General features: G+C 73.7%; 18 protein-coding genes. 9 read left to right on the forward strand and 9 right to left on the reverse strand.

The window, feature by feature from the left end; all coding sequences use genetic code 11:
- Positions 1-115: 115 nt before the first annotated feature.
- The 3 genes from ACFCY7_RS32695 to ACFCY7_RS32705 form a co-directional block, all read right to left on the reverse strand.
- Complete coding sequence (locus tag ACFCY7_RS32695) at positions 116-514, reverse strand: DUF4440 domain-containing protein (RefSeq protein WP_376489691.1); 399 nt, start codon at positions 512-514, stop codon at positions 116-118.
- A 9-nt stretch (positions 515-523) separates the two neighbouring features.
- Positions 524-1756: a macrolide-inactivating glycosyltransferase gene (gene mgt / locus ACFCY7_RS32700; protein WP_376489692.1), complete on the reverse strand. Its 1233-nt coding sequence runs from the start codon at positions 1754-1756 to the stop codon at positions 524-526.
- Between the two features lie 116 nt (positions 1757-1872).
- Positions 1873-3393, reverse strand: coding sequence for a glycosyl hydrolase family 18 protein (locus tag ACFCY7_RS32705; RefSeq protein WP_376489693.1), 1521 nt, complete (start codon positions 3391-3393; stop codon positions 1873-1875).
- Positions 3394-3641: 248 nt separating this feature from the next.
- On the opposite strand from ACFCY7_RS32705, the gene ACFCY7_RS32710 reads away from it, so the two are divergent.
- The 4 genes from ACFCY7_RS32710 to ACFCY7_RS32725 all read left to right on the forward strand — a co-directional run bounded on the left by ACFCY7_RS32710 (position 3642) and on the right by ACFCY7_RS32725 (position 9256).
- The gene (locus ACFCY7_RS32710; protein ID WP_376489694.1) at positions 3642-4433 is read left to right on the forward strand and encodes an NPP1 family protein; all 792 of its coding nucleotides are present in this window, start codon (positions 3642-3644) and stop codon (positions 4431-4433) included.
- An 84-nt stretch (positions 4434-4517) separates the two neighbouring features.
- A complete protein-coding gene (locus ACFCY7_RS32715) occupies positions 4518-6524 on the forward strand; it encodes an NAD-binding lipoprotein (RefSeq protein ID WP_376489695.1) in 2007 nt (668 codons plus the stop codon).
- A gap of 63 nt (positions 6525-6587) precedes the next feature.
- On the forward strand, positions 6588-7028 hold the full coding sequence (locus ACFCY7_RS32720) for a hypothetical protein (protein ID WP_376489696.1): 441 nt from the start codon (positions 6588-6590) through the stop codon (positions 7026-7028).
- A gap of 143 nt (positions 7029-7171) precedes the next feature.
- The gene (locus ACFCY7_RS32725; RefSeq protein WP_376489697.1) at positions 7172-9256 is read left to right on the forward strand and encodes a pectinesterase family protein; all 2085 of its coding nucleotides are present in this window, start codon (positions 7172-7174) and stop codon (positions 9254-9256) included.
- Positions 9257-9282: 26 nt separating this feature from the next.
- Here ACFCY7_RS32725 and ACFCY7_RS32730 read toward each other — a convergent pair whose 3' ends face one another.
- The 3 genes from ACFCY7_RS32730 to ACFCY7_RS32740 form a co-directional block, all read right to left on the reverse strand.
- Entirely contained in the window at positions 9283-10050 is a 768-nt protein-coding gene (locus tag ACFCY7_RS32730; protein WP_376489698.1) for a class I SAM-dependent methyltransferase, read from the reverse strand.
- A 143-nt stretch (positions 10051-10193) separates the two neighbouring features.
- Positions 10194-13172, reverse strand: a complete 2979-nt coding sequence (locus ACFCY7_RS32735; RefSeq protein WP_376489699.1) for a LuxR C-terminal-related transcriptional regulator — start codon at positions 13170-13172, stop codon at positions 10194-10196.
- Between the two features lie 99 nt (positions 13173-13271).
- Positions 13272-14165 (reverse strand): alpha/beta hydrolase family protein, encoded by an 894-nt coding sequence (locus ACFCY7_RS32740; RefSeq protein WP_376489700.1) that lies wholly within the window; start codon positions 14163-14165, stop codon positions 13272-13274.
- A gap of 278 nt (positions 14166-14443) precedes the next feature.
- Between ACFCY7_RS32740 and ACFCY7_RS32745 the strand changes: the two genes are divergently transcribed.
- Positions 14444-15577, forward strand: coding sequence for an FAD-dependent monooxygenase (locus tag ACFCY7_RS32745; protein WP_376489701.1), 1134 nt, complete (start codon positions 14444-14446; stop codon positions 15575-15577).
- A gap of 136 nt (positions 15578-15713) precedes the next feature.
- Positions 15714-16502: a class I SAM-dependent methyltransferase gene (locus ACFCY7_RS32750; RefSeq protein ID WP_376489702.1), complete on the forward strand. Its 789-nt coding sequence runs from the start codon at positions 15714-15716 to the stop codon at positions 16500-16502.
- A 155-nt stretch (positions 16503-16657) separates the two neighbouring features.
- Here the strand turns inward: ACFCY7_RS32750 and ACFCY7_RS32755 are convergent, their stop codons facing one another.
- Positions 16658-17968 (reverse strand): hypothetical protein, encoded by a 1311-nt coding sequence (locus ACFCY7_RS32755; protein WP_376489703.1) that lies wholly within the window; start codon positions 17966-17968, stop codon positions 16658-16660.
- Between the two features lie 160 nt (positions 17969-18128).
- On the opposite strand from ACFCY7_RS32755, the gene ACFCY7_RS32760 reads away from it, so the two are divergent.
- Positions 18129-18698 (forward strand): DinB family protein, encoded by a 570-nt coding sequence (locus ACFCY7_RS32760; protein ID WP_376489704.1) that lies wholly within the window; start codon positions 18129-18131, stop codon positions 18696-18698.
- A 94-nt stretch (positions 18699-18792) separates the two neighbouring features.
- Positions 18793-19344, forward strand: a complete 552-nt coding sequence (locus tag ACFCY7_RS32765; RefSeq protein ID WP_376489705.1) for a hypothetical protein — start codon at positions 18793-18795, stop codon at positions 19342-19344.
- 18 nt (positions 19345-19362) lie between these two features.
- Here ACFCY7_RS32765 and thpR read toward each other — a convergent pair whose 3' ends face one another.
- Both thpR and katG read right to left on the reverse strand, forming a co-directional pair.
- Positions 19363-20061: an RNA 2',3'-cyclic phosphodiesterase gene (thpR, locus tag ACFCY7_RS32770; protein ID WP_376489706.1), complete on the reverse strand. Its 699-nt coding sequence runs from the start codon at positions 20059-20061 to the stop codon at positions 19363-19365.
- A 173-nt stretch (positions 20062-20234) separates the two neighbouring features.
- Entirely contained in the window at positions 20235-22469 is a 2235-nt protein-coding gene (gene katG / locus ACFCY7_RS32775; protein WP_376489707.1) for a catalase/peroxidase HPI, read from the reverse strand.
- 270 nt (positions 22470-22739) lie between these two features.
- On the opposite strand from katG, the gene ACFCY7_RS32780 reads away from it, so the two are divergent.
- Positions 22740-23150: a Fur family transcriptional regulator gene (locus ACFCY7_RS32780; protein WP_376489708.1), complete on the forward strand. Its 411-nt coding sequence runs from the start codon at positions 22740-22742 to the stop codon at positions 23148-23150.
- Positions 23151-23207: the final 57 nt, after the last annotated feature.

The raw sequence follows: 23207 nt of genomic DNA on the forward strand, positions 1-23207 counted from the left end.
GTCGCCCCGGCCCCCCTGCCCGCGGCGGCGGCCGCTCCGGGAGCGGCCGGGAGCCGCCGCCCGGGAGTCGTCCAGGCTTCGGCCGGGCTTCGGCCGACAACCGGCCGGGAGTCGGTCAGGGGTGGTCGTACCAGGACAGGGCCGCGATCCGCCAGCCGTCCGGAGTCCGCACGAACTGGAGGGTCTTGGTGCCGGTGCCCCCGTACGGCTCGCCGTCGAGGACACCGGACTTGCGGTACGTGCCGAACCGCGAGGCGAGGTCGCCCTCGATCCGCGTGTCCTCGGACGTCTCCCATTCCGAGAACTCGACGAGCCGCCCGCCCGCGAGGAGTTGCTCGCGCGGCACCACGAACTCCTCGACGGAGTACGCCGTGAACGTGGGCGCGGTGCAGACGATCACGCCCTGGGGCAGGACGAGGCGGCGGATCCGGTCCACGTCGGCGGGCTTGCCGCCGCGGTTGTCGAACGCGCCGTAGAACTCGGCGGTCACCCGGTCGATCTCGGTCTTGGACATGGGGCGACCCTACGCGCGGTCCGGCCGGTCCGTCGCCCGGTGCGGGAGCCCGGCGAGCTCCGCCTCGACGAGGTCGGCGGCGCGGTGCGTGCCGCCCTCGCGGGCCATCGAGTCCTTGATCTCCCGTGCGCGACGGGCCACTTCGGGATCGTCGACCAGGGCGAGCACCGCCTCGCGCAGGCGCTCGGGGGTGACCTCCTCCATCGGCAGGTGCCGGGCGACGCCCAGGGACTCCAGCATCGCGGCGTTCCCGAACTGGTCGACGGCCTGGGGTACGGCGACCATCGGGGTGGCGGTGGCGAGGCCCTCCTGGCTCCCGCCCGCGCCCGCGTGCGTGACGAACGCGTCGGCCTCGCGGAGGATCGCGAGCTGGGGCACCCAGGTGTGCGCCTCGACGTTGGCGGGCAGCTCGCCGAGTTCGGCCGGGTCGACGAACTTCCCGATCTGCAGGACGACATGCCAGTCGGGAAGGCCGCGGAACGCCTCCACGCAGTCCCGGTAGAAGCCGGGCTGCTTGGTGAAGGAGGACCCCAGGGAGACGAGGAGCACCTTCCGGGCGTCCTCGGGCCGCCGCCACCCGCCCTGCTCGGCGCGGGCGCCCTGGCAGGCGCCGACGAACGTGTACACGGACTCGTCCACCCGGTCAGCGTGCGGCTGGAGCGCCTTCGGGATGAGCACCACCGCACGGCGCGGGCGCGCCACGAACCGGTCGGGCTCCGTGTCGATCCCGTGGCCGGCCAGCCACTCCTCGAACCGCGCGTAGTACGCCTTGCCGCGCGCCGACGCCTTGAGCTCGGCGAACAGGGGCTCGGCGACCTCTTCCTCGTATCCCTCCCACGGCACGAGGTTGGGCCACAGGGACAGTGCGGGCACGCCCCATCCGTGGGCGAGTACGGGCGCCGGGTACGACGTGATGTCGTGCAGGACGAGGTCGGGCCGGTCCTCCGCGAAGGCTTCGGCGAGCTGCGGCAGTGCCTGCACCGCGTCGGCCAGGAAGGGTTCGACGTTGTCGATCAGTTCCGTGCCCCAGGCGTCCGGGTCGTCGTCGGTCGGCAGGGTGGACGCGTAGACGACGGGGGTGGCGCCGGTCGCGGCGACCTTCTCGGCGAAGGAGGCGGGAACGGCGTAGCTGACCCGGTGGCCGCGCGCGACGAGCTCGCGGATGACCTCCAGGCTGGGGTTCACGTGTCCGTGGGCGGCGATGGAGAACATGGCGATGTGCGCGGGGGAGGTGGTGGTCATGGCGCCACCTTAAGCGAGACGAACCGTATCGTCTAGCTGATGTGTCGCCGAAAGCCGAAGGGCGTGCCCGACGGGATCCGTCGGACACGCCCCTGGTCGGGCGGTGGAGGCGGGGATCAGCAGGCGCCGAGGTCCTGCCAGACGCCCCACTGGCCGGTGGTGCCGGGCTCTTCGCCGGTCGTCCACCACTTGGCCTTCCAGGTGTGGCCCTTGTGGGAGACCTGCTGGCCACCGGTGTACACGGCGGTGGTGACCCACGGGGCCGCGGTGCACTGGCTGACGCCACCGGTGACGGTCAGGGTGAAGACGGCGGAGTGGGCGGCGGACGGGCCCGAGCCGTCGACGGCGATCTGGTAGGTGCCGGACACGGCGGCCGCCGTGGTGGCGACGGTCAGCGTGGCGGAGCCGCCCGCCGTGACCGAGGTGGGGCTGAGGGAGGCGGTGACGCCGGCGGGGAGGCCGCTGACGGTGAGGCCGACGGTCTGGGCGGCACCGGCCGTGACGGCGGTCTTGACCGTGGTGGAGGTGGTGGAGCCCGCGGCGACCGTGGCGCTCGCGGGGGTGGCCGTCACCGAGAAGTCGTCGGTCGGGGCCGTGGTGCCGCTGGTGAACGGGCTGAAGACGCGGGAGAAGTCCCAGGTGTTCTGCTGGATGCCGGAGCAGTTGTCGGCGGCGGCGCCGCCGGGGCAGCCGCCGTTGTCGCGCTGGAGCGCCCAGAACGAGAGGGTGTTGATGCCCTTGGAGACCGCCCAGTCGTACACCGTGCGGGCGTTGGCGAGGGTGAACGTCTCGGCCGGGCCGAAGTCGTCGACGCCGATCATCTCGGTGATGCCGACCATGGCCCACAGCTGCGCCGGAGTCTTGGCGGGGTACAGCTTGGCGAGCTGGTCGTAGAGGCCCTGGGCCGCCGTCTTGGTGTCGGCGGCCATGTCGTGGGCCGCGTTGTCGTAGTAGTCGAAGGTCATCATGTTGACGACGTCGACCTTCGCGCCGTTGGCCACGGCGTTCTTCAGCACGGCGAGACCGCCGGCGGCGAGGCCGTGGGTGGTCGTCGGCAGGGTGTACGAGATCTGGATCCGGCGCCCGTTGGCCGCGGCCCAGTCCTGCAGCACCTTGATGGCCTTGTTCCGCCGGTCGATGCCGGCGGTGTCGTCCAGCGAGTCGACCTCGATGTCCATGTCGAGCCGCGTGACGTCGTAGGTCGTGATGACCTTCTGGTAGACGGCGGCGATCTGGTTGACGTCGGTGCAGCTGTCCGCGATCTCGGTGCCGGTGGTGTCCGCCGTGTACCCGCCGAAGGAGGGGATGACGTCGCCGCCGCGGGACTGGATCGTCTTGATGTCGGCGCCGAAGGAGGCCGGGGCGATCGGCGTGCCGGAGTCGCCGTTCCAGTACGCGGTGCACGACCCCTTCGTCGCCGTCTGGAGGAACGCCATCGTGAGGTGCTTGGCCCCGGACTGGGCGCTGAGGGCGGCCGGGCTCTCCCCGGTCCAGGCCTCGAAGTACGGGGCGAAGACGTGCTCGGGGAGCGGGGTCGCCGCCTGGGCGGGGGCGGTGGCGACCGCGGCCAGGCCCAGGGCGGCCACGGCGGTCGCGGCCGCGGTGAGGGCCGAACGGAGCGAACGTACGCGTCTCATGGGAATCCAATGACGTGGGGGAGTGCGCCGGCATGGCTGCCGCGCACGGTGGTCGGCATAGGAAGTAGCCCGGCCGTCAGGGGCACGTCAATGGCCTGGACCAAAGTTGGACTAGACCAATTCGCCGTTTCGTTGTGTGGTGCATCCAGCGGGTGCGGGTCCGTGCTGGTGCGATGCGCCGGGACTCCCGGATTGGTCCAGTGAGCCACAGATGTGAGCTGTCCATGCCAACATGGGCTCCCCGCACCATGCCTCCCACCCAAGGGGACGTAGTGAAGACACCGGCGTACGTCACCAGGGGCGCCCTCGCCCTCACCGGGGCCCTCGCCCTGCTCATCGCCCTGCCGAACAGCGCCCTCGCAGCCCCGCCCACCGCCCTGCCCGCCAACGCCGACGGCCTGGAACAGACCTTCCAGCCGGCCTTCGACTACGACACGGACGGCTGCTACCCCACCCCCGCCATCGGCCCCGACGGCACCCTCAACGGCGGCCTCAACCCGTCGGGCGCCCTCAACGGCCAGTGCCGCGACTCCTGGGACCTCACCAACACCAACGGCTACGCACGCTACAAGTGCAACAACGGCTGGTGCGCGATCCTCTACGGCCTCTACTTCGAGAAGGACCAGGCCGTACCCGGCAGCAGCCTCGGCGGCCACCGCCACGACTGGGAACACGTCGTCGTCTGGGTACAGAACGACCAGGCGCAGTACGTCTCCACCTCGGCCCACGGCAACTTCGTGATCAACGGCAGGGACCGCATCCGCTGGGACGGCACCCACCCCAAGGTCGTCTACCACAAGGACGGCATCGGAACCCACTGCTTCCGCCCCGCCAACACCAACGACGAACCGCCCGAGAACCACCAGCACACCTGGCAGTTCCCGAGCCTCGTCGGCTGGAACGGCTACCCCGCCGGCCTGCGCGACAAGCTGAGCCAGGCCGACTTCGGCAGCGCCGTCTTCGGCCTCAAGGACGCCAACTTCGCCGCCCACCTCGCCAAGGCCAAACCGGCCGGGATCACCTTCGACCCGTACGCCTGACCAGCGCCCCGGACACTGATCACGAAGGGATGAACCTGCCGCGATGGCGCCCCGCCGGTCACGGCCGGGCGCCACGCTGCTGACGTGCGCACAGAAGGCAACAAAGTGGTCCCGCAGCAGCGGAACCACGCACAGGGACCCGGCACGGGCAGGACCGTCACACCACCCGCACCCCCCGGACGGCCCCCGTCCCGGACCGGCACCGCCGAGGCACGCCTCCGCTACTGGTTCGACACCGTCCTGACCCGCGGGACACCCGCACTCGTCGGCTGGCTGGCCCTCGCCTGCCTGCTGCTCGTCGTCCCCGTCAGCGCCCTGCTGGTGTGGACCGACGACCGCGCCCCCGCCTCCCTGAACTCCCGCATCGCGGCGGTCTGGCGGAACACCGGACAGACCCTCCGCCTCGGCGGCGAAGTCGGCCCACCGCTGCGCGTCGCCCTCTCCGTCCTCCTCGCCCTCATCGCCCTCCTCTACGTCTCCACCCTCGTCAGCCTCATCACCACCGGCATCACCGACAAGCTCATCGCCCTCAACCGGGGCCACTCCACCGTCCTGGAACGCGGACACACCGTCGTGCTCGGCTGGTCCGAGCAGATCCCCACCGTCGTCGCCGAACTCGCCACCGCCCAGGTCGCCGCCGCCCGCCGCGGCCGGAGCGTCGTCACCGTGCTCGCCGACCGGGTCAAGACCGCGATGGAGGACGAACTCCGCGCCGCCGTCGGCGCCACGGGCCGCACCCGGGTCATCATCCGCACCGGCCGGCCCGCCGACCCCACCGCGCTCGCCCGGGTCAGCCCGACCGCCGCGGAGTCCGTGCTCGTCCTGCCCCGGGACAACCCCCGCGACGACGCCGAGACCGTGAAGACCCTGCTGTCCCTCAGCGCCGCCGCCGGGGACGAACACCCGGTCCGCGTCATCGCCGCCGTCCGAGGCGACCGCCACCTCACCGCCGCCCGCCTCGCCGGCGGACCCCGGGCCACCGTCCTGCACACCGACGACATCACCGCCCGGCTCCTCGTCCAGTACGCGCGCACCCCCGGACTCTCCCTCGTCCACCAGGAACTGCTCGACTTCGCCGGCCACGAGTTCCACACCCTGCCCGCACCCGGACCGGCCGGCCTGACCTTCAAGAAGGCCTCCGCCCGCTGCCCGGCCTCGTGCGGGGTCGGCCTGGTCCGCGGCGACGGAACCGTCCTCCTCAACCCGCCCCCCGACACCCCGCTCGACCCCGGCGACCGCCTCCTCGTCGTCGCCGAGGACACCGACACGACCCACCCCGCCGACCCTCCGGTGCCCTACGACCCGACCGCCGTCGCCACGCCCCCGCCCCCGGCCCCCGCCCCTCCCGAGCGCTACCTCCTCCTCGGCTGGAACCGCCGCGCGCCCCGCATCGCCCACCGACTGGCGCGCGGCACGCCCCCCGGCTCCACCCTCGACGTCGTCGCCGAACCCACCGCGACGACCCTCACCGCCGTCCGCGCCGCCTCCGAAGCCGTCGGCCACCGCCTCCCGCTCCGCCACCACCGGGGCGACCCCACCCGGCCCGAGACCACGGCCGCACGGGACCTCACCGGATACGACGCCGTCATCGTCCTCGGCCCCGACCGCCGCCGAGGCCACGACGACCCGGACGACCACACCCTCGTCACCCTCCTCCACTTACGGGAACTGCAGCGCCACAGCGCGCACCCCGTCCCCGTCGTCGCCGAACTCACCGACGACCGCAACCACCTCATCGCGCCCCGCGCCGCGGCGGCCGATTTCCTCGTCAGCGGCAGGACCATCGGCCTCCTCATGACCCAGATCTCCCAGAACCCCCACCTGGCCGCCGTGTTCCAGGAGCTCTTCGCCACCGACGGCAACTCCGTCCACCTCCGCCCCGCCGCCCGCTACGTCGCCACCGGCCGCCCCACCTCCTTCGCCACCGTCGTCGAATCCGCCGCCCGCCAAGGCGCCACCGCCATCGGCTACCGCTCCCACCGCCACGCCACGACCACCCCCCACCACGGCGTGCGCCTCAACCCCCCGAAGGCCCACGTACGACACTGGGACCCCGCCGACCAGGTCGTGGTCATCGGCCCGGACGACTGACCCGGACAGGGCCGTACGAGAAACCCCGTACCGCCGCCGTCGGCCCCCGGCTAGCCTTCGGCCGTGCACCACCTCCCCGGACACCGGCGCCGACCGGCCCGCCGCGCGGCACGCTCCCCGCACCTCCCGGACGCGACCGCGACCGTGGCCGTCACGGGGGCCGACGTCGTGCTCGTCGGCTACTTCTCCGCCAAGCAGAAGGACTTCCACGCGCTCATGGACGCCGCCGCCGCGGCACTCGCCGCGCGCGGCGTCCGCGTCGTCGGACGGATCGTCCAGCGACGCGGGGCCTCCCGCGGCGGGGCCCGGAACATGGCCCGGCCGCTCTCCCGGAAGACCGTGCTCGGCCAGGGCAAGATCCGCGAGGCGGCCGCCGCCTGCGCGGCCACCGACGCCGACGCGGTCGTCTTCCTGTGGTCCCTGACGGAGCGCCAACGACAGACGCTCACCCTGTTGCTCGGCCGGCCCGCCGTCACTCTCGCCGACGCCCTCGTCGCGCGCTGACCTACCGAGCGCGAACCGATCACGAACCGGCGGCCGAACCGGCCACGAGCGGGGCGGCAACCTTTCCCGTCACGGCGGCGACTCACTCACCGGCCGCCCCTCCGGGGCAGAGCCGCACCCCCCACGGACGGAAGGACCACGAGGTGAGTGAGACCCGCGGCAGGGCGAGGCACAGGCGGCGCGGAAAGGCGTGGGCGATCGGAGTCCCGGCGGCCCTCGCCGCAGGAGGAGTGCTGGCGTACGGCACGGCCTTCGGAGTGTTCGGCGAGGGCACGAGCCCCCGGGCCACGGCCGCCGACGCGCCCGCGTGGGCGCGCGCCGTCGCCGACGGGTTCGCCTCGGTGAACGCCCTCGGGCAGAACGGGACGTACGGCGGGCGGGACGGGGCGACGGTCACCGTGCGGACCCTCGCCGACCTGGAGAAGTACGCCACCGCGGCGGAGCCGTACGTCATCGTCGTCGCCGGGACGATCACGATGAACCCCGTCGGCAGGGAGATCAAGGTCGCCTCGGACAAGACGATCGTCGGCTCGGGCACCGCAGGCCACCTCGTCGGCGGGGGATTCTTCCTCGGCCCGGGCGTCCACAACGTCATCATCCGGAACCTGACGATCCGTGACGCGTACCAGGGCGTCTGGAACGACAAGGACCACGACTTCGACGCCGTGCAGATGGACGGCGCGCACCACGTGTGGATCGACCACAACGACCTGCGGAACATGGCCGACGGGCTCATCGACAGCCGCAAGGACACGACGTACGTCACCGTGTCCTGGAACAGGCTCGGCAACAACAACAAGACCTTCGGCATCGGCTGGACCGAGAACGTCACGGCCGACCTCACCCTCCACCACAACTGGTTCCGCGAGACCGAGCAGCGCAACCCGTCGACCGACAACGCCGCCCACGCGCACCTCTACAACAACCTCCTCCAGGACGACGCCGGTACGGCGATCACCTCGGCCTACGGCAACTACGCCCGCGGGAAGACCCGGATGCTGCTGGAGAACAGCTACTTCCAGGGCGTGAACAACCCGGTGATCAAGGACGCCACCGCCGGCCTCGTCCAGCGCGGCAACCTCTTCTCCGGCACCACCGGCCGCAACGAGAGCGGCGGCACCGCCTTCGACCCGAGGACCTACTACCCCTACACGGCCGACCCGGCGGCGGACGTTCCCGCACTGGTCAAGTCCGGTACGGGACCCCGTAGCTCCATCGGCGCCACGGCGAGGGCGACGGCGGCGACGACCACCGCGGCGGCCGCCGCGGCCACGACCCTGACCGTCGCCAAGGACGGCAGCGGCCGGTTCACGAGCGTCCAGAAGGCCGTCGACGCCGTCCCGGCGGGCAACACCTCCCGAGTCGTGATCCGCGTCGCCCCCGGCGTCTACCGCGAGACCGTGAAGGTCCCCGCGAACAAGCCCCACGTCACCATCGAGGGCACCGGAGGCAGTCGCAAGGACACCCTCATCGTCGAGGGCCACGCCTCGGGGACGCCCAGGCCCGACGGCTCGGGCACGTACGGCACCGGCGGCAGCGCCACCGTCGCGGTCGAGGCCGACGACTTCCAGGCCCGCAACCTCAGCATCTCCAACGACTTCGACGAAGCGGCCCACCAGGCACTGAACGGCCATCAGGCGGTCGCCCTCCGGACGGCCGGCGACCGGATCGTCCTCGACGGCCTCATCGTCAGCGGAGACCAGGACACCCTCCTCCTCGACACCGCCGCACGCGACCGGCTCGGCCGCGTGTACCTGACCAACTCCTACGTCGTCGGCAACGTCGACTTCGTCTTCGGCCGCGCCACGGCCGTCATCGACCGGTCCGTCCTCACGCTCAAGAAGCGCTGGGACGGCACCTCGGCCGGATACCTCACCGCACCGAGCACCGCCGCCGGGCGCAACGGCTTCCTCATCACCCGCTCCACCGTGAACGGCGACGTGGCCGCCCGCAGCTTCCACCTCGGCCGCCCCTGGCACGCCGGCGGCGACGCGACCCTCGACCCCCAGACCACCGTCCGCGACAGCGTCCTCGGCGCCGCCGTGAAGACCACGCCGTGGACGGACATGGGCGGCTTCTCCTGGAAGTCCGACCGCTTCGCCGAGTACCGCAACACCGGCCCCGGAGCGGGCCCCGCCGGCGCCGACCGCCCCCAGCTCACGGACGCCCGGGCCGCCGCCCAGGACACCGCGCACTGGCTCGGCGACTGGACCCCGACGAACGGCTGACGGCCGCACGCCACCCGCCCCCGCGACTACGCGGGGGCCTCCGGCTTGCGCGCCTCGATCAGGGTCCGCGCGGAGTGGGCCACGAACGGCCCCTCCGCGCGGATCCGCGCGTCCAGCGCGCGCAGCCGGGGCAGCTCCCCCTCGACCGTGAACCCCGGCACGATCCAGATGACCTTGCGCAGGAACCAGACGACTGAGCCGATGTCGTGGAACTCCATGCGCAGCCGCTCGCTCCGCACGTCCACGACGTCGAGACCGGCCGCACGCGCCCCCGCCGCCTCGGCGTCGGGACGCCGGGCCCCGGCCGCCTCGGGCTGCGGCCCGAGGAAGTACTCGACGAGCTCCCACACGCTCGCCGGCCCGATGTGCTGGGCCAGGTAGGTGCCGCCGGGCCGCAGCACCCGGGCGATCTCCGCCCACCACACGGTCACCGGGTGCCGGCTGGTGACGAGGTCGAAGGCGGCGTCGCCGAACGGCAGTGGCGGCTTGTCGGGATCGGCGACGACGACCACCCCCCGCGGGTGGAGCAGCCGGGTGGCCCGGGCGATGTTCGGCGGCCACGCCTCCGTCGCCGCCATCGCCGGCGGCAGCACCGGGACCCCGCCCAGGACCTCCCCGCCGCCCGTCTGGAGGTCGAGACCGGCCGAGGCCCGCGCGAGCCGCTCGCCGAGCAGTCGCCGGTAGCCCCAGGAAGGCCGTTCCTCCGTCGCACGTCCGTCGAGCCAGGAGAAGTCCCAGCCGTCGACCGACGCCTCGGAGGCTTCCGCGATGAGTTCTTCGAAGGAGCGTGTCATTCCCTGATCATCCGCCCGGGGATGCCCGCAGGCGACCGATTTGCGCGCGGAAGGGCGCGGGACGGGGCGGCGCGGGGCGGGGCGGGGTGGCGCAGGCGGCGTGTGGCGGCGGCGCGGTGCGACGGTCTGGCGGTGGCCCGCCGTCACGGCGGGCCAAGCCCGCCGGGCCCCGCCGCCCGCGCCGCCCCCTCCGCGTCCCACCCGCCCACCACGGCGGGCAGCTCGACCCGTGAGCGGATGCCGAGCCGGGCGAAGACGCCGCGGAGGTGGTGGTCGACGGTACGGGGACTGAGCGAGAGGTGGTCGGCGACCTCCCGGTTGGTGGCGCCGCGCGCGACGAGCCGGGCGATGCGCTGCTGCTGGGGGGTGAGCCCGCACCGCCCTCCCGGGCCCGTGGCGCCGCCGGACGCGCCGCCCGTCGCGCGGAGTTCGGAGCGCGCGTGCTCGGCCCACCCTCCGGCCGCGGCCCGCTCGAAGGTGACGAGGGCGTCGCGCAGCGGGCCGCGCGCGTCCCCCGGACGGCGGCGGCGCCTCAGCCACGTGCCGTAGGCGAGGAGGGTACGGGCCCGCTCGAAGTCGTTGCCGCACCCGTCGTGGCGGCGCACGGCCTCACCGAACCAGTACGCCGGCCCCTCGCCCCTCGCCAGGAGCGCCCGGCAGCGGGCCAGCTGGGCCGGCGCCGGACCGTCGACACCCAGGGCGGCCCACGCCGCGTACTCCTCGGCCGCCGCCAGGGCCTCGGCCCTCCGGCCCGCCGCGACGGCGGCCTCGACGAAGCACGGGACCGCCAGCATGCGCAGCGCGAAATGGCCGCCACGGGGACCGGGCCGCACCACCGGCACCAGTCGTGCGGCGGCCTGGTCGGCCAGACCCCGGCCCAACTCGGCACGGGCCAGCGCCCACTCGGCGAGCGTCGACGCCTGCACCAGACCGTGCGGGCCCGCCGTCGCGAGCGCCCGCCCCGCGTGCTCGGCCACCGCGGGCCCGTCACCCGCCACCGACGCCACCAGGGCCAGCACCGCATGCTGATGCGCGGCCACATTGTGCTGCCCCGTCGCCTCCGCCGCCCGCAGCCCCTCACGTGCCGTGCGCGCGGCCCGGCTGTACCGCCCGGCCCGCAGCTCGGCATACGCGAGCTGTTCGAGTGCCCGCGGCAGCAGGCCCGTACGGCGCTCGGCCCTGGCCCGGGCCAGCGCCCGCGCGTGCACCCGCGCCGCCGCGGCGGTGTCCCCGAGGACCAGAGCCGCCGAACCGGCCCGCAACAGCAGCCGCGGATCCTCCGCCGCGCCGTCCCGCGCGACCACCCGCGCCAGCGCCGTCCGCCCCTCGTCGAGCCGCACCGACAGCGCGGCGCTCAACCCGTCGGCGAAGTCCCGCTCCGTACCCCGCACGTCCTCCCCGCCGTCGAGGGCCGCCAGACACCCGGCCACGTCACCCCCCGCCCACGCCGCCTCCATCGCCAGGAACCGCGCATCGGACGCCTCCACCGGCGCCCGCCCCCGCAACAACTCCGCCGCCTGGAGCAGCGCCTCGTACGCGTCCCCCACCGGCCCCCCGGCCAGCGCCGCGAGCCCCCGCACCACCTGCGCGCGCCCCCGCACCAGCGGCGACAGCGCCCGCACGGCGGCGGACGCCCCCAGCCGATCCGCACGATGACCCTCGCCACGCGCGAGGGCCGGTCCTGGCGCGGGGCCGGATGCGGGGTGGGCCGGGCGCGGCGCTGGGCGGGACGCGGTGTGGGACGGAGTGCGGGACGCGAGTGGCGCCGGGCCGGACGTCGGGAGGGCCGCAAACGGTGCCGGGCCGGACGCCGGGAGAGGTCCACCCGAGATCGGGCTGCCTGCCTTGTCGGCCGCCGGGCCGCCTGCGGTGCCAGGCGTCGGACCGGCCGTCGCGGGGATCGTACGCGCGACCGCGTCCTGCTCGCCCCAGCTCGGCCGGGCCGAGGCGAGTGCGGCACGCCCGAGGAACGCGTCGTGGAAGCCGAGGACCCCGTCCCTGCGGCACAGCAGTCCGTCCGCGACCAGCCCCTCCAGCGGCTCCACCGGCGTCCGCGCCCCTCGGGCCCCGGAGGGGAGCCCCCTGGCATCCACCCCGTACGCCCCCGCGCTCGACGCGCTGCCCCCGGCGCGTCCGACGAGGGTCGTCACGGCGACCGTGGCGAGCAGGCGGCGGGAGGCCGACGGGAGACCGGCCAGAAGTCCCCCGTACACCTCGGAGAGGACGTCGTCGTCGACGGCGGGAAGCGGCAGGGGTACCGTTCCCGCGAGCTGAGCGGGGGTCAGGCGCCGGACCGTCGCGGTGAGGACGCCCGGATGCCCGGCAGCCTCGTCGAGCAACCGCTCCTCGACCGCCGCCACCGGGCCGCCCTCCGGGCACAGGTCACGCAGTAGCGCCCGCGCACCGGCCGTGGTCAGCCTGCCCAGCCGTACGGTCTCCGCCCCCGGCACGTCCGGGAGCCGGTGGTGGCGCGCGGCCGACACGAGCCACTCCACCGCGGAGAGTCGACCCGGCCCGCGTCCGCCGGCCTCCCGCCAGGTCGCGGCGAGAGCGGCCCGGGAATGCGCGTCCCACAGGTGGAGGTCGTCGACGCAGATCAGTACGGGACCGGGCCCGCCGGCGGGGGAGCGGCCGACGGCGACGGGGCCGGCGGCTCCGGGCCCCGCCCCGGGACTCGCTCCAGGATCGGACCCGGACCCGGACCCGGACCCGGACCCGGACCCGGACCCGGACCCTGACCGGGACCGGACCACGGCGGTGCCCTCCGCTTCCGCCTCGGCCACGAGGGTCGCCACGGCCCGGCCGAGTCCGCCCTCGTCCCGCGCCTGACGGAGCGCCCGGCGTCCGGCCGCCGGGGTGGGTGCGAGGGCCGCGAACAGCGCGCGTGCCGCGCTCCAAGGCCCCCGGTGCGGGGGCGCGGAGATCCGGTACGCGGGGCCGGGGAAGGTGTGGGCGGAGTGGGCGAGGAGGGCGGTGCGCCCCTCGCCGGGGCTTCCGGTGACGAACAGGACGGCGCGGGATGCGGCGGCGGCGCGGACCGACAGGCGGGCCACGGCGGCGAGTTCGGCCGTGCGGTCGTGGAGTCGCGGGCCGGGGGCGGCGGTTGGCGTCGATCCGCTCACGGCGGTCAGGTTACCGACCCGTAGAGGGCGGCGGAAGGTTCCCGGTCCTGGGCAGTGGCCCAGAACCGGGAACGGGGCCCTGTGACGCCGCACAGAGCGTCAGGAGCCGTGCGGGCAGGTGCCCCGGTACTCCTCGATCGTGAGACTCGGCCGCGGCAGCGGGCAGAGGAACCGCTCGTAGCGGGTGTCGTCGTCGACGAAGCGCTTCAGCCAGGAGAGGCTGTACTTCGCGATCGTCGTGTCGGACGAGTTCGGGGTGAAGTGCGTGGCGCCGTTGAGCTCCAGGTACGCCTTGTCCAGGGAGCCGGGGAGGCTCTCGTAGAAGGGTTCGGCGTGGGTGGCGACGGGCGCGATCGTGTCGCCGTCCGCACCGATGACCAGCGTGGGCGTGGTGACCTCGGGCCAGGTCTTGTCCGTGTTCCACGGGGTGAGCGGGACGGCGGCCTTGAGCGACGGCCGGCTCCTGGCCGCTTCGAGGGTCCCGCCGCCGCCCATGGAGTGCCCCATCACGCCGAGCCGGGTCGCGTCGACCCGCCCCCGCACGGAGCTCCGCTGGGTCAGGTAGTCGAGCGCGGCCAGGAGCTGCCGTCCGCGGCTGTCGGGCTGGTCGAGCGTCGTCAGCGTGTCGATGGTGAACACCACGAAGCCCTGCGAGGCGAGCCGCGGCCCGAGCCACGCGATCGACGACTGGTACGCGGTGAACCCCGGCGCGATCACCACCGCCCCGAACGTGCCGTCGCTCGTCGACGTGGGGTAGTAGATCGTGCCCCCGCCGAACCCGCTGACGGCCAACGAAGAGACGCTCGTCTCGGCGACCGCGTACGAGCCCCGCACCGCCTCGGTGCTCGCGTCGGTCGGCGCGGGTCCGCGCTCGTACGGATTCCCCGCGGCCTCGGAAGTACCCGATGGAGCCGTCTCGGCGGCCTGGACGCCGGGTGCGAGCAGCAGGGTCAGACAGGCGGCGGCCACGGCCGCGCCGATGTGTCGTGTCACGACGGAGTCGTCCTCTCGTGTCGTGGGGCGGCCCTCGTCCCGACCTCCGGACGCCGGCCGCACCGTGAACTGGCCCGGCCACTGTCCGGCCGGCACGGCACGAGGGCATCGGCAGAACCACCGGCGTTCGCGGGCGTGTCCGAGCGGCGTGTCCGAGCGGCGTGGCCGGGGGTGCGAGTGCCGGAAGCCGGGCACCGGGGACGTACGGGGGAGGGGGCGGGGTGTGATCATGAAATGGTCGGAACCGTATCCCCGTTCACGCTTTGGAGACATCACCGATGGCATCAGCCCTGCGCGTCCTCATCAACGGCGGAGGAATCGGCGGGCTCGCGCTCGCCACCGCCCTGGCCCGGCGCGGCCACACCGTGGAGGTCGCCGAGATCCGCGCCGAGGCGGCCGCGCTCGGCGTCGGCATCATCCAGCCGTCGAACGCGCTGCACGTCATGGGGGAGTTGGGGGTGCTCGACGAGTGCCTCGCGGCGGGGTTCGCCTGGGAGTTCCTGACGATCGCGGACCCGGCGGGTAACACGCTGGCGCGGATACCGCAGCCGCGCATGGGCGACGCGCCGCCGAGCAACGGCATTCCGCGGGCGGCGCTCGCCGCGATCCTCGGGGGCGCCGCCGTGGCGGCCGGTGCGCGGGTGCGGCCCGGTACGACCGTCACCGGGCTCGACGACGACGGTGCGGGCGTCACGGTCACGCTCTCCGACGGTTCCACCGGGCGCTGGGACCTGGTCGTCGGCTTCGACGGGATCGGATCCCCGCTGCGCACCCGGCTGTACGGGGACCGGTACTCGCCCGCGTACACCGGCTTCGCCAACTGGCGTGCCACCGTGCCGCGCCACCCCGACGTGCGCGGTGTGGTGATGGCGACGGCCGGGCGGGAGGCGAAGGCGCTGCTCACTCCGATCACGGACGAACTGATGTATCTGGGCGCCGTGTTCGCCGAGGCCGAGGACTTCCGTCCGGACCCGGAGCGGGCGCACGAGGAGCTCGCGAAGCGGCTCGCCCCGTTCTCCGGCCCCGTCGCGGAGGCGCTCGCCGCGGTCACCGACCCGTCGGCCGTCGTGTACTCCCGCATCTCCCAGGTCACGGTGGACGAGCCGTGGCACGTGGGCCGGGTGGTCCTCGCCGGTGACGCGGCCCACGCCTCCACCCCGCACCTCGCCCAGGGCGCGGCGATGGCCGTCGAGGACGCCCTCGTGCTCGCCGAGTCCCTGGACGCCGCCGACTCGGTGCCGGCCGCCCTGGAGGCCTGGGAGGCCCGCCGCAGGCCCCGGGCGATGTGGGTGCAGGCCATGTCCCGCGCGGTCCTCAAGCAGGAGATGGGCGCACCGACCACCCCCGAGGAGGACGCCCTCCTGGAGGTCGGCATCCCCGGCGCGGCCCACGTACTGGCGAAGCCCTACTAAGCCCTACTAGGCCCTACCAAGCTCCACGAGGTCCCGGGGCGCGTCCCGGGCACGTCTCGGGTGCGTACCGCGCGCGTGCCCGGGACGTCGTCGAGGCGGGGTGGTCGACCGCCTTCGGCGTCGGTACGGTGCCCGGGTGGATGACGACGAACGGCTGCTGCACGCTTCCTCGTTCGGCGCCGCGGCGGTCGCGTACGCCGAGCACCGCCCGGACTACGCGCAGGCCGCGGTGCGCTGGGCGCTCGCCCCCGCGCCAGGCCCGCGCGTGCTCGACCTCGGTGCCGGAACGGGCAAGCTGACGGCCGTGCTCGCCGCGTCGGCCGCTCGGGGCGCCGACGTCGTCGCGGTCGAGCCGGACCCGGAGATGCTCGCCCAGCTGCGGCGCTCGCTGCCCGGGGTCCGTGCCCTCAGGGGCAGTGCGGAGGAGATCCCGCTGCCGGACGGGTCCGTGGACGCCGTGGTGGCGGGCAACGCCATGCACTGGTTCGACATGGCCGTCGCCGGTCCCGAGATCGCCCGGGTCCTGGCGCCCGGCGGTGTCCTCGCCGGCCTGTGGAACGTCATGGACGACCGGGTCGACTGGGTCGCCGGGCTGGCCGCCGTCGCCGGCAGCGCGGCCGTCGGCCCGCGTGACACGCCCGCCGCCTGGCGCGCCGAGACGGCCGACATGCACCTTCCGCAGTCCGGAGGCGCGGCCCGGTTCGGCTCGGCCGAGCAGGCCGAGTTCCCGCACGGTCAGCGCCGCACCGCCGACTCGCTCGTCGCGACCCTGGCGACGCGCGCGGGCCTCCTGGTCATGCCGGAGCAGGAGCGGGAGGCCGCGCTGGGCCGCATCAGTGCCTTCCTCGCGAGTCAACCGGACACGGCACGAGGCGAGTTCACCCTTCCCCTGCTGACCGCCGTGCTGCGGGTCCGGCGGCTGTGAGCTCCCCGCGCCCCGTGCCCCGCGCCCCGTCACCCGTGACCGTGATCCGTGATTGTGGCCCCTGACCCGGGACCGGGACCCCGGCCCTGGGGTCCGGGGCCCGTGACCGGGTCCCGGATCCCAGGGAAGCGCGTCAGGGGCCGGGACCCGTCGGATCAGGCCGGGTTCTTCACGTCGCCGAGGTAGGTCGAGGCGCCGACGCAGTCGCGCACCTCGTAGCGGGGAGCGACCGTTCCGGTCCAGCGCAGGAAGCCGGTGGGGCCGGTCGCGGTGCTCATGTCCATGAAGCGGCAGCCTTCGTAGAGGACCTTGCCGTACGTGGTCGCGGTGCCGCCCGTGGTGACCTGGTGCGAACCCATGAGGGCGCAGTCGACGTAGCGGACCATCGGGCCGCGCGAGCCGTTCGCCTCGAAGTCGTACACGTGCGTGACGGCGCTCGGGGCCCACGACTTGAAGCTGTGCGCGGTGTCGTCGCAGGACACGAAGGTGACGTTGCCCTTGTACCAGCGGGAGTCGATCACCTTGTGGCCCGTGCCGCGCAGCTCGAAGCGGATGCCCTGCGCGTACAGGCGCATGACGGAGTCGGCGCGGGTGCCGGCGTCGGCGGTGAGCTGGAAGAAGGTGCCGGTCGACGCTGTGTCCGTGAGGATGTAGGAGCCGCCGGTGAAGTTCATCGAGCCGCCCCGGGTGTTCTTCACGAACACGCCCGACTGGTACTCCACCTTGCAGTCGCGGAACCAGTAGTTGAGGAACTGGTCCTGCTGGCTCGCGGTCGGGGTCATGCCGATGACGAGGAACGCGTCGGAGTAGGAGCCGCCCACCTGGCAGTGGTCCCAGCCCATCTCGCTGTTGAGGTTGGACGTCGTGGCCGGACCGTCGAGGCCGATGCCGCGCTTCCAGCTGCCGCGCCACTCCACGTCCGTGTACCAGGTGTCCTGGACGCCGTACGTGGCCGAGGAGTACGCGTAGCAGAAGCTCGACGTGGCGTTGGTGCTGGTGAAGGTCAGCCCGGAGATCCGGATGTTCTTGTAGCGCTGGTAGTTGGTCCACAGCGTCGTGTCGTCGGCGGTCGGCGCGTACACGATCCGCGAGAGGCGCTTGCCGTAGCCGGTGATCGAGAGGCCGTCGACGATGCCGCCGTTGCCCTCGCCGTTGACGTTCGGCAGCAGCGAGTCGGGCTGCGTGAGGAGGTACGTGCCCGGCGGAACGACCAGGACCTTCTTCGGGATCGCGCCCGAGATCGGGTCCGGCTGGTACGAGGCGAGGACCTCGGCGGCGGCCGCGCGGAAGGCGGCGTCGCTGGCCGTGGCGCCCGTCGGGTCCGCGCCCTTGCTGATGACGTCCACGCTGTACGGGTCGTCGCCGGAGCCGGCCGCGTACGCGGTCCCCCCGCCGGCCACCACGGCCCCCGCCGCGACCCCCGCACCGGCCGTCGCCATTCCGCGGATGACGGAACGTCGGTCCATGCTTCCGGTCATTGCTTGCCCCCAAAAGTAATGATCATGTGAAAGACACGCCATACGATCACGACTCCCGTGACGACGCAAGATCACTTTCCCGCCCGGCGCCGCCCGTTCGGGAAGACCGTGTGAAACTGGCTGGCGGGCCCACCGCTGCTGGACGATCATGCAAGGCATGAGTGACGAACCCGCACGCTGGACCCAGGCGACCGTGTACCCCGACATGTGGGCCGACCCCGACGACGACCCCCGCAACAGGGACAGCAGCAGCCCGGACGGCGAACGGGCCACACTGCTCGACTTCCTGACGGACTACCGCATCACCCTGCGGCTGAAGTGCGAGGGCCTCGACGCGGAACAGCTGGCCCGCCGCTCCGTTCCGCCGTCGACGATGTCCCTGCTCGGCCTCCTCCGCCACCTCGCCGAGGTCGAACGCGACTGGCGCAACTGGATCACCGACGGCGACCCGCTGCCGAAGCTCTACGGCAAGCGCGACGCCGACTTCCACGGAGCCGTCGCCGAACAGTCCGTCGTCGACTCCGCGTACGCCGACCTCGCACGCGAACAGGCCGCCACCGACGCCGCGATCGCCGGCTTCCCGGACCTGGGCGAGCGCGTCGGCAAGGACGACATGGCGATACGCGAGCTGATGGTGCACATGATCGACGAGTACGCCCGCCACTGCGGACACGCGGACCTGCTCCGCGAGTGCGTCGACGGCCGCGTCGGCCAGTAGGGGCCGTCCACCCGCCCGGCCGGTTTCACTCGTCATGGTGGACCCGGGCCGTGCCGCCCGCGACGGGCGGGGCGACTCGGGCAGCGTGGGCGCCATGCAGCCCCGTCGCACCACGCTCGCCCTGCTCGCCGTACTCCTCACCAGCGGATGCGTGGCCGTTCCGCGTCCCGCCGCACCGGCTCCACCGGCCCGGCACGCCGACCTCGCACCGGACGCCGAGCGCGCGCCCGCCCCCCTCCCGGCCTGGCCCGCGCCCACCCCTGCCACCGCCCGCGAGGCCCTCGCCGACACGGACACCGGCACCGGCCCCAGGCCCGGTGCCCGCGAGGCCACGCCACCCGCCCGCCCCGCGGCACCCGCCGCCGACCGGGCGGCCGGAGGGACGGTCGCCCGCCCGCCCGCTCGTCGGGTGGCGCCGAACCACCCGCACACCGCGCCGAACCGCACCAGGAAGCCCGCCTCCGGGACGTCCGGTACGAGGAAGGCCGCGCCCCGGACTCCTCAGCGGAACCGCACCGTTCCCTCGGGCCGTCAGCAGCGGACGAACGGCCTGCCGCCCGAGATGCGGCAGCTCTGCCGCAAGGCCGAGGGAATCCGGGCGCCCATGGGCGCCGCCGACCTCTGCCGGGGGATGTACGGCCGCTGACCCCGCGGACCGCCGCGCTCAGCGCCCGGTGAAGCTCCAGGAACGGATGTCCCGGTAGCGGATCGGCCCCGGCCCGCGGCCGAAGTCGCTGCCGACCAGGTGGAGGCGCTCGGTCGGCCAGCGGCGGCCGGCGAAGGCGGAGAGGCCGGCGGCGGCCGCCACCACGCTGGTCGGGTCGTCGCGGCGGGCGCGGGCGAGCGTGAGGTGGGGGCGCAGGGGCCGCTCCTCGAAGGCGATGCCGCACTCCCTGACCACGGCGCGCACACCGGTGGCGAGCCGGTGCAGTGCGTCGAGCTCCCCGTCGATCCCGCTCCACAGCACCCGCTCGTCGAAGTGCCCGCCGCCGCGCAGCGACAGTTCGACCGGGGGCAGGGACGCGGCGAGGTCCGCCAGCGGTGCCTGGAGCGGCGGGACGACCTCGGCCGGGAGCTCCCCGAGGAACGCCAGGGTGATGTGCCAGTCCTCGATGCGGTTCCACCGCATGCGGGGGTACGCGTCGCAGGCCGGGCGCAGCGCCCGCGCCAGCTCGTCCTTGGCCTCGTCGGGCGGGGCGAGGGCGATGAACACGCGCACGGTCGACGCCCGGGGGTCCGCCGCGTCCGGGCGGACGTCGGGCTGGATCCGGATGTCGCGGCGGGCATCGGGCTCGATGTCCCGGCGGACATCCGGGCCGAGGCCCGTGCGACGCTCCGTGTCGCTGCCCGGCAGATCGGTCATCGTCCGTTCCCTACTCGCGGTGCCGCCGGCACCGTGTGCGGTGAGCCGTGATGAGGCGAGCGTATGCCGTGGCCGGGGCCGGCCGTGAGCCGGGGCGCGCATCGGCCGGCCGACGGAGGCCGGCCGGCCGATGCGTGGAGCGGGCGCCGGGGGTGTCAGCGCCCGGTACGCCCTCAGGCGATGTCGAACCGGTCCAGGTTCATCACCTTGTCCCACGCCGACACGAAGTCCTTCACGAACTTCTCCTTCGCGTCGTCGCTCGCGTAGACCTCGGCGACCGCGCGGAGCTCGCTGTTCGAGCCGAACACGAGGTCGGCACGGGTGCCCGTCCACTTGACCGCGCCCGTGGCGGTGTCGCGGCCCTCGAAGGTGCTCTGGTCCTCGGAGGTGGAGGTCCACTCCGTGCCCAGGTCGAGCAGGTTGGCGAAGAAGTCGTTCGTCAGCCTGCCGGGCGTCTCGGTGAGGACACCGAGCGAGGACTGCTGCTGCGTCACGCCGAGGGCGCGCAGGCCGCCGACGAGGACCGTCAGCTCGGGGGCGCTGAGGGTGAGCAGGTTCGCCCGGTCGATGAGCAGGTACTCGGCCGGGAGGCGGTTGCCCTTGCCCAGGTAGTTGCGGAAGCCGTCCGCGGCCGGCTCCAGGGCGGCGAAGGACTCGACGTCCGTCTGCTCCTGGGCGGCGTCCACGCGGCCCGGGGTGAACGGGACCTCGACGGCGTGGCCGGCGTCCGCGGCCGCCTTCTCGACCGCCGCGACGCCCGCGAGGACGACGAGGTCGGCGAGGGAGACCCGCTTGTCGCCGTTCTGGGCGGAGTCGAAGGACTCCTTGACGCCTTCGAGGACGCGCAGCACCTGCGCCAGCTCGTCCGGGTTGTTGACCTCCCAGGTGCGCTGCGGCTCCAGGCGGATGCGGCCGCCGTTGGCGCCGCCCCGCTTGTCGCTGCCGCGGAAGGAGGACGCGGCGGCCCAGGCCGCGGAGACCAGCTGCGTGACCGTGAGGTCGGAGGCGAGGATCTTCTCCTTGAGGGAGGCGATGTCCCCGGCGTCGACGAGGCCGTACGTGCGCGCCGGCAGCGGGTCCTGCCAGAGGAGCTCCTCGGACGGGACCTCGGGGCCGAGGTAGCGCGCCACCGGGCCCATGTCGCGGTGGGTGAGCTTGTACCAGGCGCGGGCGAACGCGTCCGCGAACTCCGCCGGGTTCTCGTAGAAGCGCCGCGAGATGGGCTCGTAGACCGGGTCGAAGCGCAGCGACAGGTCCGTGGTGAGCATCGTCGGGAGGTGCTTCACGGCCGGGTCGTACGCGTCCGGGATGATCGCCTCGGCGTTCTTCGCCACCCACTGGTGCGCGCCCGCCGGGCTCTTCGTCAGCTCGTACTCGTACTCGAAGAGGTTCGTGAAGAAGCTGTTGCTCCACTGGGTCGGCGTGGTGGTCCAGGTGACCTCCAGGCCGCTGGTGATGGCGTCGGGGCCCTTGCCGGTGCGGTAGGTGCTCTTCCAGCCGAGGCCCTGCTGCTCCAGCGGCGCCGCCTCCGGGTCGTCGCCCACGTTCTCGGCGGGGCCGGCGCCGTGGGTCTTGCCGAAGGTGTGACCGCCCGCGATCAGGGCGACGGTCTCCTCGTCGTTCATCGCCATGCGGCGGAACGTCTCGCGGATGTCGCGGGCCGCGGCGATCGGGTCCGGGGTGCCGTTCGGGCCCTCGGGGTTGACGTAGATGAGGCCCATCTGGACCGCGCCGAGCGGGTTCTCCAGCTCGCGGTCGCCGGTGTAGCGCTCGTCGCCGAGCCAGGTGGTCTCGGGGCCCCAGTAGACGTCCTCGTCGGGCTCCCACACGTCGGCGCGGCCACCGGCGAAGCCGAAGGTCTCGAAGCCCATCGACTCCAGGGCGACGTTGCCCGTGAGGATCATGAGGTCGGCCCAGGAGAGGTTCCGGCCGTACTTCTTCTTGACCGGCCACAGCAGACGGCGGGCCTTGTCCAGGTTGCCGTTGTCCGGCCAGCTGTTCAGCGGCGCGAAGCGCTGCTGGCCGGCACCGGCCCCACCGCGGCCGTCGCTGATGCGGTACGTGCCCGCGCTGTGCCAGGCCATCCGGATCATGAACGGCCCGTAGTGGCCGAAGTCGGCGGGCCACCAGTCCTGCGACGTGGTGAGGACCTCCTCGATGTCCCGCTTCACGGCCGGGAGGTCGAGGCTCTCGAACGCCTCGGCGTAGTCGAAGTCCTCGCCCAGCGGGTTGGCCACGGCGGGGTTCTTCGCAAGGATCTTCAGATTCAGCCGGTTGGGCCACCACTGGCTGTTGCCGCCGCTCTGCGTCGGATGGGCGGCGCGGTCGTGCGCGACCGGGCAGCCGCCCCCGCCCTCCGCCTTCGCGTCTACGACGATCGCGTCGTGGTTCTCAGCGTTCTCAGACATGGGAATCCTTCCGGACCAGCCGCGGCCTCGTCGACGCGGGACCGGTCATATGGGTGGGACCAGTCGTATGGGGAGACACGAGGGGACGGCCCGTCGCGCGGGCGGGGGCCACGCCGCAGGATCGGTCCTTCACGTCTGCGTCTCCCGCCGTGCTGGAGTCTTCCTGTCCCTTGGCCATCAACAAAACCGATCCTACGATGGACGTTGTCCAAGTCAAGAACCACGCCAAACGCCTGTCCGAGAACCGCCGAGCCGAAGAGGTGAACCGAGGTGGACGACCTGCTGGAGCGACTGCGCGCGCGGGGCTGGCGGATGACGTCCCAGCGGCGTGTCGTCGCGGAGGTGCTGGCCGGCGACCACGTGCACCTCACCGCGGACGAGGTGCACGCGCGCGCGGTGGCCCGCCTCCCGGAGATCGCGCGGGCGACCGTGTACAACACCCTCGGCGAACTGGTCGCCCTCGGCGAGGTCGTCGAACTCTCGACGGACGGGCGCGCCAAGCGCTACGACCCGAACGCGCACCGCCCGCACCAGCACCTGGTCTGCTCCGGCTGCGGGGTCATCCGGGACGTCCACCCGACGGGGGATCCGCTGGACGCGCTCCCGCCCGCCGAGCGGTTCGGCTTCGCCGTCTCGAAGGCCGACGTGACGTACCGGGGGCTGTGCCCGGCCTGCGTCTGACGGGGGAGTCCCGCCACGACGCGAGGAGCCCCTCCGCCGTGTGCCGGCGGAGGGGCT

Source organism: Streptomyces sp. NPDC056361 (genome assembly GCF_042262805.1).
Lineage (GTDB): Bacteria > Actinomycetota > Actinomycetes > Streptomycetales > Streptomycetaceae > Streptomyces.

Coding starts and splice junctions, on each gene's coding strand:
- ACFCY7_RS32765 (WP_376489705.1), top strand. CDS start 18,793: ATGCAGCCCCGTCGCACCACGCTCGCCCTGCTCGCCGTACTCCTCACC.
- thpR (WP_376489706.1), bottom strand. CDS start 20,061: ATGACCGATCTGCCGGGCAGCGACACGGAGCGTCGCACGGGCCTCGGC.
- ACFCY7_RS32755 (WP_376489703.1), bottom strand. CDS start 17,968: ATGGACCGACGTTCCGTCATCCGCGGAATGGCGACGGCCGGTGCGGGG.
- ACFCY7_RS32760 (WP_376489704.1), top strand. CDS start 18,129: ATGCAAGGCATGAGTGACGAACCCGCACGCTGGACCCAGGCGACCGTG.
- katG (WP_376489707.1), bottom strand. CDS start 22,469: ATGTCTGAGAACGCTGAGAACCACGACGCGATCGTCGTAGACGCGAAG.
- ACFCY7_RS32730 (WP_376489698.1), bottom strand. CDS start 10,050: ATGACACGCTCCTTCGAAGAACTCATCGCGGAAGCCTCCGAGGCGTCG.
- ACFCY7_RS32705 (WP_376489693.1), bottom strand. CDS start 3,393: ATGAGACGCGTACGTTCGCTCCGTTCGGCCCTCACCGCGGCCGCGACC.
- ACFCY7_RS32710 (WP_376489694.1), top strand. CDS start 3,642: ATGCCTCCCACCCAAGGGGACGTAGTGAAGACACCGGCGTACGTCACC.
- ACFCY7_RS32745 (WP_376489701.1), top strand. CDS start 14,444: ATGGCATCAGCCCTGCGCGTCCTCATCAACGGCGGAGGAATCGGCGGG.
- mgt (WP_376489692.1), bottom strand. CDS start 1,756: ATGACCACCACCTCCCCCGCGCACATCGCCATGTTCTCCATCGCCGCC.
- ACFCY7_RS32695 (WP_376489691.1), bottom strand. CDS start 514: ATGTCCAAGACCGAGATCGACCGGGTGACCGCCGAGTTCTACGGCGCG.